Origin of the sequence: Actinomadura spongiicola (genome assembly GCF_003432485.1) — a bacterium.
GTDB lineage: Bacteria > Actinomycetota > Actinomycetes > Streptosporangiales > Streptosporangiaceae > Spirillospora > Spirillospora spongiicola.
In genome coordinates this window covers 547,851-562,077 of record NZ_QVNQ01000005.1, presented here as the reverse complement: position 1 = coordinate 562,077, position 14,227 = coordinate 547,851, and the positions used below count along the sequence as shown (strand labels likewise).

Annotated in this window: 9 protein-coding genes; 8 read left to right on the top strand and 1 reads right to left on the bottom strand. The window is 73.9% G+C overall.

Annotated elements, in window-relative coordinates; translation table 11 throughout:
* The first annotated feature begins 7 nt into the window (after positions 1 to 7).
* Positions 8 to 2,188, top strand: a complete 2,181-nt coding sequence (locus D0T12_RS18965) for an MMPL family transporter (protein WP_117400909.1) — start codon at positions 8 to 10, stop codon at positions 2,186 to 2,188.
* Between the two features lie 607 nt (positions 2,189 to 2,795).
* Complete coding sequence (locus D0T12_RS18960; protein WP_147339551.1) at positions 2,796 to 4,913, top strand: helix-turn-helix transcriptional regulator; 2,118 nt, start codon at positions 2,796 to 2,798, stop codon at positions 4,911 to 4,913.
* On the opposite strand, the gene D0T12_RS18955 is transcribed toward D0T12_RS18960, so the two are convergent.
* A complete protein-coding gene (locus D0T12_RS18955; protein WP_117400907.1) occupies positions 4,889 to 7,552 on the bottom strand; it encodes a helix-turn-helix transcriptional regulator in 2,664 nt (887 codons plus the stop codon). The genes D0T12_RS18960 and D0T12_RS18955 overlap by 25 nt on opposite strands.
* A 295-nt stretch (positions 7,553 to 7,847) precedes the next feature.
* On the opposite strand from D0T12_RS18955, the gene D0T12_RS18950 reads away from it, so the two are divergent.
* The 6 genes from D0T12_RS18950 to D0T12_RS18925 are packed head-to-tail and all read left to right on the top strand — an operon-like array spanning position 7,848 to position 14,225.
* A complete protein-coding gene (locus D0T12_RS18950) occupies positions 7,848 to 8,936 on the top strand; it encodes a polyprenyl synthetase family protein (protein WP_117400906.1) in 1,089 nt (362 codons plus the stop codon).
* Positions 8,936 to 9,937: a mevalonate kinase gene (mvk, locus tag D0T12_RS18945; protein WP_117400905.1), complete on the top strand. Its 1,002-nt coding sequence runs from the start codon at positions 8,936 to 8,938 to the stop codon at positions 9,935 to 9,937. The genes D0T12_RS18950 and mvk overlap by 1 nt, the downstream gene beginning before the upstream one ends.
* Positions 9,927 to 10,931, top strand: coding sequence for a diphosphomevalonate decarboxylase (gene mvaD / locus D0T12_RS18940; protein WP_117400904.1), 1,005 nt, complete (start codon positions 9,927 to 9,929; stop codon positions 10,929 to 10,931). Before mvk ends, mvaD begins: the two co-directional genes overlap by 11 nt.
* A complete protein-coding gene (locus tag D0T12_RS18935) occupies positions 10,928 to 12,034 on the top strand; it encodes a phosphomevalonate kinase (RefSeq protein WP_199487540.1) in 1,107 nt (368 codons plus the stop codon). The genes mvaD and D0T12_RS18935 overlap by 4 nt, the downstream gene beginning before the upstream one ends.
* Positions 12,031 to 13,167, top strand: a complete 1,137-nt coding sequence (gene fni / locus D0T12_RS18930) for a type 2 isopentenyl-diphosphate Delta-isomerase (protein ID WP_117400902.1) — start codon at positions 12,031 to 12,033, stop codon at positions 13,165 to 13,167. Before D0T12_RS18935 ends, fni begins: the two co-directional genes overlap by 4 nt.
* The gene (locus D0T12_RS18925; protein ID WP_117400901.1) at positions 13,164 to 14,225 is read left to right on the top strand and encodes a hydroxymethylglutaryl-CoA reductase; all 1,062 of its coding nucleotides are present in this window, start codon (positions 13,164 to 13,166) and stop codon (positions 14,223 to 14,225) included. Before fni ends, D0T12_RS18925 begins: the two co-directional genes overlap by 4 nt.
* The last annotated feature ends 2 nt before the right edge of the window (positions 14,226 to 14,227 follow it).

Below are 14,227 nucleotides of genomic sequence, written 5' to 3'. Positions count from 1 at the left end.
GGAGAAGATGATGCCAACCGAGACGCCGCCTTCGGACGGGGCTCTGGCGAGGCTCGCCCGGTTCTGTTTCCGGCGCCGGCGCCTCGTCCTGCTGGCCTGGATCGCCGGCGTGATCGCCGTGGCGTTCGTCGGCTTCGGCTTCGGCGCCGCCCCCGACAACGACTTCTCCGGCGGGGACTCCGGGTCGGCCAAGGCGCAGGACCTGATCGAGCGGCACTTCCCCGAGCGGCAGGGGGACACGCTGACGCTGGCGATCAAGGCGGAGAAGGGCATCGACGACCCGGCCGTCCGGCAGCGCGTCGAGAAGGTCGTCGCCGAGCTGGACGCCGCGTCGATCACCGGGCCGGTGGTCTCGCCGTACCAGGACCGCACGCTGGTGACCCAGGACCGCCGCATCGCCCGCACGACGATCCCGCTGACCGACAAGACCGTCAAGAAGACCGAGGTCAAGCCGCTGGTGACCACGGTCAAGGACGCCTCGGGCGACGGGCTGACCCTCGGGCTCGGCGGCGACAAGGCGGAGAAGGCCGAGACGCCCCCGCAGGGCCCCGCCGAGAGCGTCGGCGTCGTGGCGGCGGCGGTGATCCTCTTCATCGCGTTCGGGTCGTTGGTGGCGATGGGTCTGCCCATCGTGACCGCGCTGATGGCGATCCTCGGCGGCATCGCCCTGATCAAGCTGGTCGGGCACGTGTTCCCCGCGCCGGACTTCACCGTGCTGGTCGCGGCGCTGATCGGGCTCGGCGTCGGCATCGACTACGCGCTGTTCATCGTCACCCGCTTCAAGGAGTGCCTCCAGGACGGCGACGAGCCCGAGGCCGCCACGGTCAAGTCCATCGCGACCGCGGGCCACGCGGTCCTGTTCGCCGGAACGACCGTCGTCATCGCGTTGCTGGGCCTGGTGTTCATGGGGCAGCGGCTGATGACCGGCGTGGCCATCGGCGCGTCCGTGACCGTGCTGGTGACGATGATCGCCGCGGTGACCCTGGTGCCGGCGTTCCTGGGCTTCACCGGCCGCCGGATCGCCAAGGCCCGGCTGCCGCGCCGAACGCTCCGCCGGAGCGGGCGGGCCGACGCCGCGTCCCCGGTCCGCCGCAGTCCCGCCGAACGCTGGGCGGGTGTGGTGCAGCGCAGGCCGCTGGTCGCGGCGGCGCTGGCCGGCGCGGGCCTGCTGGTCCTGGCCGTGCCCGCGCTGTCGATGCGGCTGAGCCTGCCCGACGCCAGTGTCCAGCCCCACGACCGGAGCAGCCACACCTCGTACCAGATCCTGTCGGAGGGCTTCGGCCCCGGCTACGGCGCGCCGCTGATCTTCGCCACGGAGGTCCGCTCCGGGACGGCGGACCTGCGTCCCGTCGTCGCGGCGGTGGGTCGGGCCGACGGCATCGCCCACACCACGCCGCCCCAGCTCAGCAAGGACGGGCGGGCCGCCACCTTCATGGCCTTCCCCGAGACCGGGTACCAGGACGAGGCGACCGTCGACCTGGTGCACCAGCTCCGCGACGACGTGCTGCCCGGCGCGGCGGGCGGCGCCGCGGTGCACGTCGGGGGGCCGAACGCCGGGGCGATCGACTTCGCCGACGAGACCGGCTCGCGGCTGCCCCTGATGATCGCGGTCGTCATCACGATGTCGCTGCTGCTGCTGGTCGCGCTGGTCCGGTCCGTCACGATCGCGGTGCAGGCGGCCGTGATGAACCTGCTGTCGATCGGCGCCGCCTACGGCGTCCTCGTCGCGATCGTGCAGTGGGGATGGTTCGGCTCCGCCCTCGGGTTCCCCACCGAGATGCCGGTCACGACCTGGGTGCCGATGATGATGTTCCCGGTCCTGTTCGGGCTGTCCATGGACTACGAGGTCTTCCTGATCTCGCGGATCCGGGAGGAGTACGAGCGCACCGGCGACACCCGGACGGCCGTCACCCGAGGGCTGGCCCGGACCGCCCGGGTCATCACGGCCGCCGCCGCCATCATGATCGCCGTGTTCACCACCTCCCTGCTCGGCCCGGACGTCTCCATCAAGCAGATCGGGCTGGGGATGGCCGTGGCGGTCCTCATCGACGCCACCGTCATCCGGATGATCCTCGTCCCGGCCGTGATGGAGCTGTGCGGCAAGGCCAACTGGTGGATGCCCGGCCGTCGGGCGTCCGGAACGGCCCCGGCCGCGCGGTCCGGGGTGGGGGAGGAGGCCAGGATCTGACCGTCCCCGAGCCCGAGTGCGACGGGCCCCTCGGCGGGCCTATCGCGCGGCTCGCCCATGCCCGCCGGGCGCGATCGCCGTCCGGCATCCCGAGAGCCCCCGAGCCGGCGCGGCCAGCCCCCGTGCCGCATCGGCCGGGGGCTCTCAGTTGTTCGTGTTGACCTGGGAATACGGAAACACCGGCGCCCGCGGCAGGTGGTCTTCCAGCGACCTTGACCATGACGTGTGTCACGCCTTGCCCTCAGCGTTCGTCATGCTCGGGCGTGTGAGGAACGCACTCGTAGGCCGTGACAAATCTTCTCTGGTAACCCTCGAAGGCCGGGGTAATGATGACCCGCATGGCACCGATCCGGAGACACCACCAGGCGGCCGTCACCCGTCGCGGCGCACCGCGGGCGGCTCCTGTCGGACGCCGGACGGCCGGCGCCGTCTCCGGCGGCTGAGGGGGCAGCCGATCACACGCCGTTCACCGAAGTAGCGGACTTCGGAGCGGTATGTCCATCCCAGGGCAGGTTTCACACACGGGGAGCGGTTGGGGTCGAGAGGCGTTCGAACGGTTCGTTCCGCCTCTCCCCGGCCGCATGAACACGAAGTGGGTTGGATTGCGATGACCAGGCCGATGTTAGAGGGCCGGGTGCCCGCAGCGGTGCCCGACGCCGAAGGAATTCTGCGGGACGTGCTCGGCGGCGGCGCGGACCGGGAACTGCTCGAATTCGCGGAGGGCGCCGGAGGGGACCCCGGTCTGCTCGCCGAACTCGCTCACGGGCTCCTTGAGGAAGGGCTCGTCAGGAACGCCAACGGAACGTTTCAATTGGTCGAACGGCGCCTTCCCCGTCGCGTCGCGCGGTTCGTGATGCGCCGGATGGGCGAGCTGAGCACGCCCTGCCGCCAGTTCCTCAAGGTCGCGGCGGTGCTGGGCCGGTCGTTCATGCTGGAGGACGCCTCCAGGATGCTCGAACGTTCCTCGGCCGCGCTGCTGTCACCGCTGGACGAGGCGATCGCGTCCGGGTTCGTCGTCGCCGCCGAGCAGCGGTTCGCGTTCCAGAGCGACTTCGTCTGGCAGGGGATCATCGAGTCGATTCCCGCTCCCGCGCTCGGCGCGCTGCGACGGGAGGCCATGGAACGGCCCGGCCGGTGCGCGCGGCCGTTCGACCACGAGTTCTGGGTGACCGGGCGTCCGACGTGGGCGAACGAGCCGTCCGCGCCCCCCGTCGAGACCGGACCGGACACCGGCGCCGCGTCGTCCGGGGCGCACGGTCTGATCATGTGCGGGCGGGCCACGGCCGGGATCAGGGTCGCCGAGCGTATCCTCGCGAGCCCGAGCGTCCCGGCCGCCGCCCGGCGCGACGCGGAGGCGTCCGTGATCCTGGGATATCTCGTCCTGGGCCGGGAGGAGGCCGAGAACCACGCCCAGCGGATCCTGCGGGAGCGCGGGCCCGGAGAGGGCGACGTCGCCGTGTTGATGGCGCTGACGGCGCTCTCCAGCGCGCGCTGGAACACCGGCGAACTGGCGTTGGGACTCAGTCTCGGGCGCGCCGCGGTCCGTCACGGCACCGGAGCCGACGCCGTCTGGCGGATGCATCTCCAACTCGCGCTGGCCGCGAAGCTGACCGACCTCCGCGAGTTCGACATGGCCGGATCGCTGATCGACGACGCGGAGGCCGGTCTGCGCGAGGCGTCCGAGCCGGTGTGGACGGCCGCGCCCGCGGCGGTGCGGTCGCGGTTGTTCCTCCAGGCCGGACGGATGAGGGACGCCCACCGTCAGGCGGAACTGGCGATCGCCGCGACCGGGCGGGACGCCGTGCCCGTGCTGAGGCCCCTCGCGTACTCCGTCCTCGGCACCATCGCGCTCTACCGGGGAGACCTGCCCGCCGCCGCCGAGCACCTGAAGCGGGTGCGGGACGAACCCGGGAGCGACCGGGCGGTGCTCTACCCCGCGCGGTACGCGTGGACGGCCCTCCGCCTCACCGCCACCAGAGACGGGGCGCGGGCGGCCTTCACGCTGCTGTCCGAGGAGTACGGCGGGCTCGCGACGCGACGGAGCCTGTACATCGAGGACCCGGGCGCCGCCGCCTTCCTCGTCCGCCTCGCGCTCGACGTCGACGACGCCGACCTGCGGCGGGACGTCCTCCGGACGGTGGACGGACTCGCAGAGGACAACCCCGGCATCTCGGTCATCAGCCTCGCCGCGCTTCAGGCGAACGCCTCGGCGAACGGTGACTCCGCCGCTCTGGAGCGCATCGTCACGCAGTCGCCGGATCCCTTCTCCGTGGCCCTGGCGACGGCGGAACTCGCCAAACACGACGCCACGGAATCTCCGGACGAGAAACCAGGGCCGCCGATATATCCGGGCATGCCGTTCGCGCGCTCGGCGAATGGCGACCCGCACCACAATTCCGCACCGGTCGGGCACGAGAACGGCGCCGCGTCCCCGTTCCACGGTGGAGCCGACGACTGCGACTGCCCGCTCACCGACATGGAACGGAAGATCATGTATCTGGTGAGCGTGGGGCTGACGAACCGGCAGATCGCCAAACGCGTCCATTTGTCGGCGCACACCGTGAACTACCATCTGCGCAAGATCTACCGGAAGATCGGTATCAACACCCGCGCCGAACTGGCGCGCGTGGCCACGCTCTACGCCGAGCGGGCCCGCTCGGCCGGCCACACCACCGAGGACGCGGAGAAGTGGATCTTCGGTCATGCCGGGGACGCCGCCCACTGAGGCGCGCCGGGCCGTCCGGCCGCGGTCGGGCCGGACGACGCGGCTCCCGACGCGGCCCCCGGTGCGGCCTCGGACGCGGTCTCGTGGGCGATGAAGTGCCTGGTCAGCTCGACACGGCTGTTGATGTTGAGTTTGGTGAACACGCGCCGCAGGTGGCTGTCGACGGTGTGCGGCGACAGGAACAACACGCTCGCCGCCTCCCGGTTCGTCTTGCCGTCGACGATCGCCCGCACGACGCGCAGCTCCGCGCTCGTCAGGCTCGCCCAGCCCGACTTGGGCCGGTCGGCGCCGACGCCGCGCATGTTGGAGACGCCGAGGCGGCGCAGCTTCCGCTGCACCCGGGTCACGTCACGCTGCGCGCCGCACTCCAGGTAGAGGTCCATGGCCGATTCGAGGAGCCGGGCCGTCCCGGACTTGTTCCGGGTGCCCCGCTCCTCGCGTGCCGCGTCCTCCAGCGCGGCGCCCGCCGCCAGCGGACGCGCCGCGAGCCGGTACAGCTCGACGGCGCGGTCCAGGGCAGCCGCGTCGCGGCGCAGCAGGCCCTCGGCGTGCTCGGCGCCGCCCTCCAGCGACGCCACGGCCGGGTTGCGCCCGGCGACCTGACGGGCGAGCTCGGCCGCCCGCGCCGCCTCCGCGTCGAGACCGACCTGACCGGCCAGGCGCACGAGCGTCGCGGCCGCCGCCGGGGCCTCCGCGAACAGCAGCGGGTCGGGAGCCACCCCCGCCTCGACGTTGATCAGCGTCTGGACGGCCATCGCCGGGCGCCCGCTCACCGCGTGGAACCGCGCGAGCGTCCAGTCCAGGGCGGTCCTGTCGGCGACCCCGTCGCCGGGGGCGAGCCGTTCGGCGGTGCGCAGCTGCTCGCTGGCGGTGGCGAGGTCGCCACGGCGCATGCTGATCCGGGCCAGCGCGAGCCGGGCGGGGAGGGAGTCGGCCGGTGCCCGCAGATTCGCCCGGCCGAGCGCCTCCTCGGCTTCGGCGCGCGCCTCGTCGAGCCGTCCCGCCGCCACCAGCAGCCCGGCGCGGAGGCCGTGCCACAGTCCCCGCGGCCACGGTTCACCGAGCGCCTCCGCCTCCCGCCTGACGGCGTCACCGGCGGCGGTCGCCTCCGCGAACCGGTCGGTGGCGGTGAGGGCGCGCAGCAGCCAGGTCCACAGGGGGCGCTCGCAGGTGCCGCAGGACGCCGAGGGCGCCGGCAGCGGCGGCCGTCCGCGCCACGGCGTGACGACCGCGCCGGGCACGCCGCCCCCGTGCCTCGCGGTCTCCGCGAGCGCTCCCTTCAGCTTGGCGCGATCGAGTTCGCAGACGTCGGACCGCGCGAGCGTCCGCCGGAGAAGCTCGCCGGACAGGACGTGGGAGCCGGTGTCGCGCAGCCCACGGCTCAGCTCGATCACGAGCCGCGCCTCGGCCGCCGCGTCGGTCCCCGGCCCCGCGCCGGGGCGCACGGCGGCGCCGGCGAGGCGCCCGGCCTCGGCGCCGCGCCCCGCACCGGCGAGCAGGCGCAGCGCGCGTGCCAGCGTTCGCGGTGCCTCGTCGGACAGGTCGCCCACTGCCGCGATGGCGCGGGCCGCCATCTCGTCGCAACCACAGCCGGACGCCCGCGGGGGTGGGGACGGTGAGACGGTGGACGGAACCGGCCTCGGTCGCCCGGAGGGCGCTTGCCGAAGCGCGTCCCCGACGACTTCGTGGACGAACTCCACCTTCATGCCGTCGCGCCGCACCAGGCCGACGTGCATCGCCTCGTCGACAAGGGACGACAGTTCGTCGGCCGGCTCGCTCAGGAGACCCGCCGCCTCCTCGACCGTGAACGTCCGGCCGATGCGCCTCCCGGACACGAGCAGGCGCCGGACGGAGGGTTGCAGGTCGTCCAGCAGCCGGCCGACGGCGCGGCGAACATCTTCGGGCGGCCGCTCGGCGACCACCGACGCCCTGCCGTCGACGATGACCACCTCGCCCGCCTCGACGAACGCGCCGAACAGCGTCTTCAGCAGCCACGGGTTGCCGCCGCAACGGGCCGCCCACCCGAGCGCGGACGGGCCCGGCTCGGCGCCGAGGACGCCGGTGCACAGCTCGGCCACCGCCTCGTCGTCCAACGCCTCCAGGGGGAGCCGCGCGGCGACGTGGTCGATGAGCCAGCCGACGGCGTGCTGCGCGAGCGACCGGGCGGGGGCGGGACGCCGCGCGAGCAGCCACAGCACCGGTGAGGACGCGAGCGACCGCACCAGCCCCCGCAGGGCCAGCCCGCTGACGTCGTCCACCCGGTGCGCGTCGTCCAGGACGATGAGGAGGGGCCGCCGCCGCGCCGCGTCCTCGACCAGTTCCCCGATGCGGTCCATCAACCAGAACGGGTTGCTGTCGGGGCGGGCCAGCTCGTCGAGGTCCGCCTCGCCGGACGTCACCTGCCGCAGGAAGTTGGTCAGCAGGTGGAGGGGGACCGGCCTGCCGGACCCGTCGGCGCGGCCCGTGACCACGGTCAGACCGCGTTCGGCCCCCGCGAGGGCCGCGGCCTTCAGCAGGCTCGTCCGGCCGATGCCGAACGGGCCCTCGACGACGACGCAGCCACCGGAGCCCCGCGCGGCCGCGTCCACATGGCCGTCCAGCGCCGACAGTGTCCGCGCACGCCCCACCAAAGGATTCATGATTGGCCTCATGTTGCTCTGGAGATTCGTCCGGCACCTGTCATGGGCTTGACAAAGGATTGTCATCGAGTACCAGCGTGATGGCGTGCCCGCGATATCTCAAGGGGCGGCCATTGACACATTCGACTAGTAGTCGGTCGCCAATGCCCGTACGACTTGTCACTACTCACGCGAGTAGTGGGCAGCGCGGCACGGCGCGATTAACGTCGAAGTCATGCCGATTTGAGGTCGCCTTCCGGAAAACCCGCGAGGCGACGCCGGCGCACGCATTTTCCGGCAGCCGGGAGTTGAGAGCATGACCGTCAGCGATCTCGGTGCGGCCGCGGACACGGCCGCCATCGACGCCGCGATCGGCGACTTCCTCGCCGACCGCCGGGCCGAGACCGGCCCGCTCGGCCCCGACGTCGCGGCGGTGATCGACGAGCTGGAGGGCTTCGTGCTGCGCGGCGGCAAGCGCCTCCGGCCGTGCTTCGCCTGGCTGGGCTGGGTCGGCGCGGGCGGCGACGAGCGCGGTCCGGGCGCCGCGGCGGTGCTGACCGCCTGCGCGGGCCTGGAACTGCTGCACGCGTCGGCGCTGATCCACGACGACATCATCGACGCGTCCCCGACCCGCCGCGGCCGTCCCGCCGTCCACATGGCCCTCGCCGGGCTGCACCGCGCCCGGAACCTCACGGGGAATCCCGACGCGTTCGGCACGGGCACCGCGATCCTCCTCGGAGACCTGGCCCAGATCTGGGCCGACGTCATGGTCCGCGCGTCCGGGCTCCCGCCGGACGCGCAGGCCCGCGTCGGACCGGTGTGGTCCGCGGTGCGGTCGGAGGTCATGTACGGCCAGCTCCTCGACTCGTTCACCCAGGCGAACGGGGACGAGGGCGTCCAGTCGGCCCTCCGCGTCGACCGGTACAAGACCGCCTCGTACACGGTGGAGCGCCCGCTTCAGTTCGGCGCCGCGATCGCCGACGCGCCCCCGGGCCTCGTCTCGGCCTACCGCGGGTTCGGCGCCGACATCGGCATCGCGTTCCAGCTGCGGGACGACCTGCTGGGCGTGTTCGGCGACCCGGCGGTGACCGGCAAGCCGTCCGGCGACGACCTACGCCAGGCCAAACGGACGGTCCTGCTCGCGACGGCCCTCGAACTCGCCGACGAACGGGATCCGGCCGCCGCGCGGTTCCTCCGCGCGAGGATCGGCACCGACCTGTCCGACGGCGACCTCGCCGCCGCCCGTGCCGTGCTCGTCGACGTCGGCGCCGTCGACCACGTCGAAGGGCAGATCGCGCTGCGCACCGCGAGGGCCCTGGCCGTGCTGGAGGCGAGCGACGTCACCGCCGCCGCCAAGGAGCGGCTCGCCGCGATGGCGATCAGGGCGACGCGGCGGGAGCGGTGATGGCGCGCCCCGACACACGCCCCGACACACGCGCACTCGACCGGGCCGGTCGCACCGGCGTAGGACGCGCCCACGGCAAGGCCATCCTGCTCGGGGAGCACGCCGTCGTGTACGGCGCTCCGGCACTGGCCGTCCCGCTTCCGCGGCTGACGGTCACGGCCCGCGCCACCCGGCTCCCGTCCCCCGCCGACGGGGTCTCCTTCGCGATGGCGAGACCGGCGTCCGCGCCGGTGCGGCTCCGCGCCGCGGACGGCCTGCGGCGCCTGGCGGCGGAGTTCGCGGCGATGACCGGCGTCCGGGAGCGGATGGGCGCCGAGGTCCTCATCGACTGCGCCGTCCCGCACGGCCGTGGGCTTGGCTCCAGCGCCGCGTGCGCCCGCGCGGCCGTCCTGGCGTTCGCGGATCTGTTCGACCGGCGGCTCGACGCCGGGGAGGTGTTCGACCTCGTCCAGACCTCGGAGCGGATGGCGCACGGCAGGGCCAGCGGCATCGACGCGCTCGCCACCGGTTCCTCAGTCCCCCTCCTGTTCCGCTCCGGCACCGCACGGGAACTGCGCATCGGGTTCGACGGACTGTTCGTCATCGCCGACAGCGGCACCTCGGGCAGCACCCGCGACGCGGTCGAGCTGGTGCGAAGGAGATTCGAGCGAGCGCCCGGGACGCGGGCGTCGTTCGTCGACCGGGTCGCGGACCTGACCGACGCGGCCGCCCGCGACCTCACGGACGGCCGGGCCGCCGACTTCGGCGCGCGGCTGACCGACAACCACGCGCTCCTCCGCGACGTGGGCGTCAGCACGGACCGGATCGACGCGCTGGTCGACGCCGCGCTCGCGGCGGGCGCGCTGGGCGCCAAGATCAGCGGCGGTGGGCTGGGCGGGTGCGCGGTGGCGCTGGCCGCCGACCCGGACCGCGCCCACGCGGTCGAGCGCGACCTCCACGACGCCGGAGCTGCCCGGACCTGGATCGTGCCCGCGGGGAGGTACGCCGCACATGCCGAGTGACCGCCGGACCGCCGTCGCCCACCCGAACATCGCCCTGATCAAGTACTGGGGCAAGCGCGACGAGCGGCTCGCCGTCCCCAACGTCGACAGCCTGTCGATGACCCTGGACGTCTTTCCGACGACCACCACCGTCCGGCTCGATCCCGCCTCCGGGACGGACGGTGTGACGCTCGACGGCACGCCCGCGGCGGGCGAACCGCGGCGCCGCGTCGTCGCCTTCCTGGATCTGTTGCGGGAGCTGTCCGGACGCGCCGAACCGGCCGCCGTGGACACGCGCAACACCGTCCCCACCGGGGCGGGCCTGGCCTCCTCGGCGAGCGGGTTCGCCGCCCTCGCCGTCGCCGGAGCCGCCGCCTACGGCCTGGACCTCGATCCCACCGCGCTGTCCCGGCTGGCCCGGCGCGGGTCCGTCTCGGCCGCCCGGTCGATCTTCGCCGCCTTCGCGGTCTGCCATGCCGGACGCGGCTCCGGCGCGGCCGCCGACCTCGGCTCCCACGCCGAGCCGCTCGACGTCCCGGAGTTCGACCCGGCGCTGGTCATCGCGCTGGTGGACACCGGTCCGAAGACCGTGTCCAGCCGCGCGGCCATGCGGCGGACCGTCGCGACCTCCCCGCTCTACGGGGCGTGGGCGGCCTCCGCCGGGGCCGACCTGGCCGACATGCGGGCGGCGCTGCGGCGCGGCGACCTCGCGGCGGTGGGGGAGATCGCCGAACGCAACTCCCTCGGCATGCACGCGACGATGCTGGCCGCGCGACCGGCGGTGCGCTACCTGTCGCCCGCCACGCTGGCCGTGCTCGACGGAGTGCTGCGGCTCCGGCGGGACGGCGTGCCCGCCTACGCGACCATGGACGCCGGGCCGAACGTCAAGGTGCTCTGCCATCCCCGGGACGCCGCCCGCGTGGGCGCGGCGGTGCGCGAGGCCGCCCCGGGATGCGCGACCGTCACCGCCCGGCGCGGACCCGGCGCCCGCCTCACCGCCGGGGCCGACCGGTGACCGCGCGGCGGACGATCACCCGGCGGGCGCCGGGCAAGCTGTTCGTCGTCGGGGAGTACGCGGTCGTGGAGCCCGGCCACCCGGCGATCCTGGTGGCGGTCGACCGGCACGTCGCCGTCACCGTGACCGGGTCCGGCGGCGACGACGTCGTGATCGACTCCGACCTGCGCCCCGAGCCGGCACGATGGCGGCGGCGCGACGAAGGCCTCGGCCCCGTGGACGGGCGGGCGCCGGACGGCCTCACCCACGTGGTGTCGGCGATCGAGGTGGTCGACGCGCTGCTCGCCGAACGCGGGCTGCGTCCGGCTCCGATGCGCGTCTCGATCCGGAGCGGCCTGCACCGCGCCGGGACGAAGCTCGGCCTCGGATCGAGCGGCGCCGTGACGGTCGCCGCCGTCTCCGCCGTGGCCGCCCACCGGGGCCTGGACCTGTCGCCCGCAGACCGGTTCCGGCTCGCGCTGCTCGCGTCGGCCCGCCGCGATCCCGGCGGCTCCGGCGGCGACCTCGCCGCCGCCGTCTGGGGCGGGTGGATCGCCTACCGCGCGCCCGACCGGGCCGCCGTCCTCGACCTGGCCCGGCGCCGGGGCGTCCAGGAGGCCCTCCGCGCCCCGTGGCCGGGCTTCGGCCTGCGCCGCCTCCCACCGCCCCGGGGACTCGCCCTGGAGGTGGGCTGGACCGGGAGACCGGCCGACACCGCCACGCTGGCCGGACGCCTGCGCACGCGGACATGGCGGGAAGGCGCCGCGCGGCACGACTTCCTGGCCCGCAGCGACGCGTGCGTCCGGGCCTCGATCCGCGCGCTCGAACGCCGGGACGACCACGAACTGCTGCGCCGCGTCCGGGACGCCCGGAAGATCCTCACCGACCTGGACGGCGAGGCCCGGCTGGGCGTCTTCACCGCCGAGCTCACGGCGCTGTGCGACGCCGCCGAGAGCGTCGGCGGCGCGGCCAAGCCGTCGGGGGCCGGGGGCGGTGACTGCGGCATCGCGCTGCTGGACGCCGGGGCGGAGAAGGACATCGCGCGGCTGCGGGACGGGTGGGCCGCCGCGGGAGTGGTTCCGCTGCCCGTCCGCGTCCGGCCACCGGAAGGGAACACCGAATGATCGCCGACCGCAAGGACGACCACGTCCGGCTCGCCGCCGAGCAGCAGCGCCGGTCCGGCGCGCACAACCAGTTCGACGACGTGTCCTTCGTCCACCACGCCCTGGCCGGGATCGACCGGTCCGACGTGTCGCTCGCCACGCGGTTCGGCGGCATCGCGTGGCCCGTCCCGCTCTTCGTCAACGCGATGACCGGCGGTAGCGCCAAGACCGGCGCCGTCAACCGGGAACTGGCGATCGCGGCGCGCGAGACCGGTGTCCCCATCGCGACGGGATCCATGAGCGCCTACTTCGCCGACCCGTCGGTGGCGGACACGTTCGCCGTGATGCGCCGGGAGAACCCGGACGGGTTCGTCATGGCGAACGTCAACGCGAACGCCTCCGTGGAGAACGCCCGCCGGGCCGTCGACCTGCTCCAGGCGGACGCGTTGCAGATCCACGTCAACGCCGTCCAGGAGACGGTGATGCCGGAGGGCGACCGGTCGTTCTCCGGCTGGGCTCCGCGCATCGGGGAGATCGCGTCCGGCGTCGACGTCCCGGTGATCGTGAAGGAGGTCGGTTTCGGGCTGAGCCGCGAGACCGTGGCGCTGCTGCGGGACCTCGGCGTCCGCGCGGCCGACGTCGCCGGACGCGGCGGCACCGACTTCGCGCGCATCGAGAACGACCGGCGCCTGAACGACCGGTCCGAGAACGGCGGGCCGGAGAACGGCGGGCGCGAGCGCGCCGACTACTCCTACCTGAACGGCTGGGGGCAGTCCGCCGCCGCCTGCCTGCTGGACGCCGCGGGCGTCGGCGTCCCGATGCTGGCGTCCGGCGGGGTGCGCCATCCGCTGGACGTGGCGCGCGGGCTGGCGCTCGGCGCGTCCGCCGCCGGGGTCTCCGGCAGGTTCCTCACCACCGTCCTGGACGGCGGCGCCGCCGCGCTCGTCGCGCGCATCACCGCGTGGCTCGACCAGCTCGCCGCGCTGATGACCGCGCTCGGCGCGCGGACCCCCGCCGACCTGGCCCGATGCGACGTGCTCGTCCGGGGCGAGCTGCGCGCGTTCTGCGCCGACCGGGGCGTCGACACCCGCCGCCTGGCCACCCGCTCCCGATCCTCCAGCACCGCACCCGACACGATTGGCGGTATCCGATGACCGACACGCACACGACCGCCGGCGTTCCCATGAGATGGGTCGGCCCGGTCAGGATCTCGGGCAACGTGGCGACGACCGAGACGGAGGTACCGCTCGCCACCTTCGAGTCGCCGCTCTGGCCGTCCGTCCGGCGCGGCGCGAAGGTCTCCCGGCTGGTCGACGGCGGCATCGTCGCCACCCTCGTCGACGAGCGGATGACGCGTTCGGTGTTCGTCAAGGCCAGGGACGCGCAGACCGCGTACATGGCCGCGCTGGAAGTGGACGCGCGGTTCGACGAGCTGCGCGAGGTCGTGCGCGGCTGCGGCCGGTTCACCGAGCTCGTCGGGTTCCGCCACGAGATCACCGCCGACCTGCTGTTCCTCCGGTTCGAGTTCACCACCGGCGACGCGTCCGGGCACAACATGGCGACGCTGGCGGCCGACGCGATCCTCGCGCACCTGCTGAAGGCCATTCCCGGGATCTCCTACGGCTCGATCTCGGGGAACTACTGCACCGACAAGAAGGCGACCGCGATCAACGGCATCCTCGGCCGGGGCAAGAACGTGGTCACCGAACTGCTCGTGCCGCGCGACGTCGTCCGGGACGTCCTGCGCACGTCGGCGACCGCCGTGGCCGAGCTGAACGTGCGCAAGAACATGGTCGGCACGCTGCTCGCCGGGGGGATCCGCTCGGCCAACGCGCACTACGCGAACATGCTGCTCGCGTTCTACCTGGCGACGGGCCAGGACGCGGCCAACATCGTCGAGGGCTCCCAGGGCGTGACGGTCGCCGAGGACCGGGACGGCGACCTGTACTTCTCCTGCACGCTGCCGAACCTCATCGTCGGGACGGTCGGCAACGGGAAGGGCCTCGAATTCGTCGAGGAGAACCTGACACGGCTCGGCTGCCGGGCCGAACGCGAACCCGGAGAGAACGCGCGCCGCCTCGCGGTCATCGCGGCCGCGACGGTGCTGTGCGGCGAGCTTTCGCTCATGGCGGCGCAGACGAACCCCGGCGAGCTGATGCGGGCGCACGTCCGGCTGGAACGCGAGAACGCGACCACGAGGATCGGAGGCTGACA

Excerpts from the sequence above, each read along its gene's own strand:
- D0T12_RS18950 (WP_117400906.1), top strand. The coding sequence starts at position 7,848 with ATGACCGTCAGCGATCTCGGTGCGGCCGCGGACACGGCCGCCATCGAC.
- mvaD (WP_117400904.1), top strand. The coding sequence starts at position 9,927 with ATGCCGAGTGACCGCCGGACCGCCGTCGCCCACCCGAACATCGCCCTG.
- mvk (WP_117400905.1), top strand. The coding sequence starts at position 8,936 with ATGGCGCGCCCCGACACACGCCCCGACACACGCGCACTCGACCGGGCC.
- D0T12_RS18965 (WP_117400909.1), top strand. The coding sequence starts at position 8 with ATGATGCCAACCGAGACGCCGCCTTCGGACGGGGCTCTGGCGAGGCTC.
- D0T12_RS18925 (WP_117400901.1), top strand. The coding sequence starts at position 13,164 with ATGACCGACACGCACACGACCGCCGGCGTTCCCATGAGATGGGTCGGC.
- fni (WP_117400902.1), top strand. The coding sequence starts at position 12,031 with ATGATCGCCGACCGCAAGGACGACCACGTCCGGCTCGCCGCCGAGCAG.
- D0T12_RS18960 (WP_147339551.1), top strand. The coding sequence starts at position 2,796 with ATGACCAGGCCGATGTTAGAGGGCCGGGTGCCCGCAGCGGTGCCCGAC.
- D0T12_RS18955 (WP_117400907.1), bottom strand. The coding sequence starts at position 7,552 with ATGAATCCTTTGGTGGGGCGTGCGCGGACACTGTCGGCGCTGGACGGC.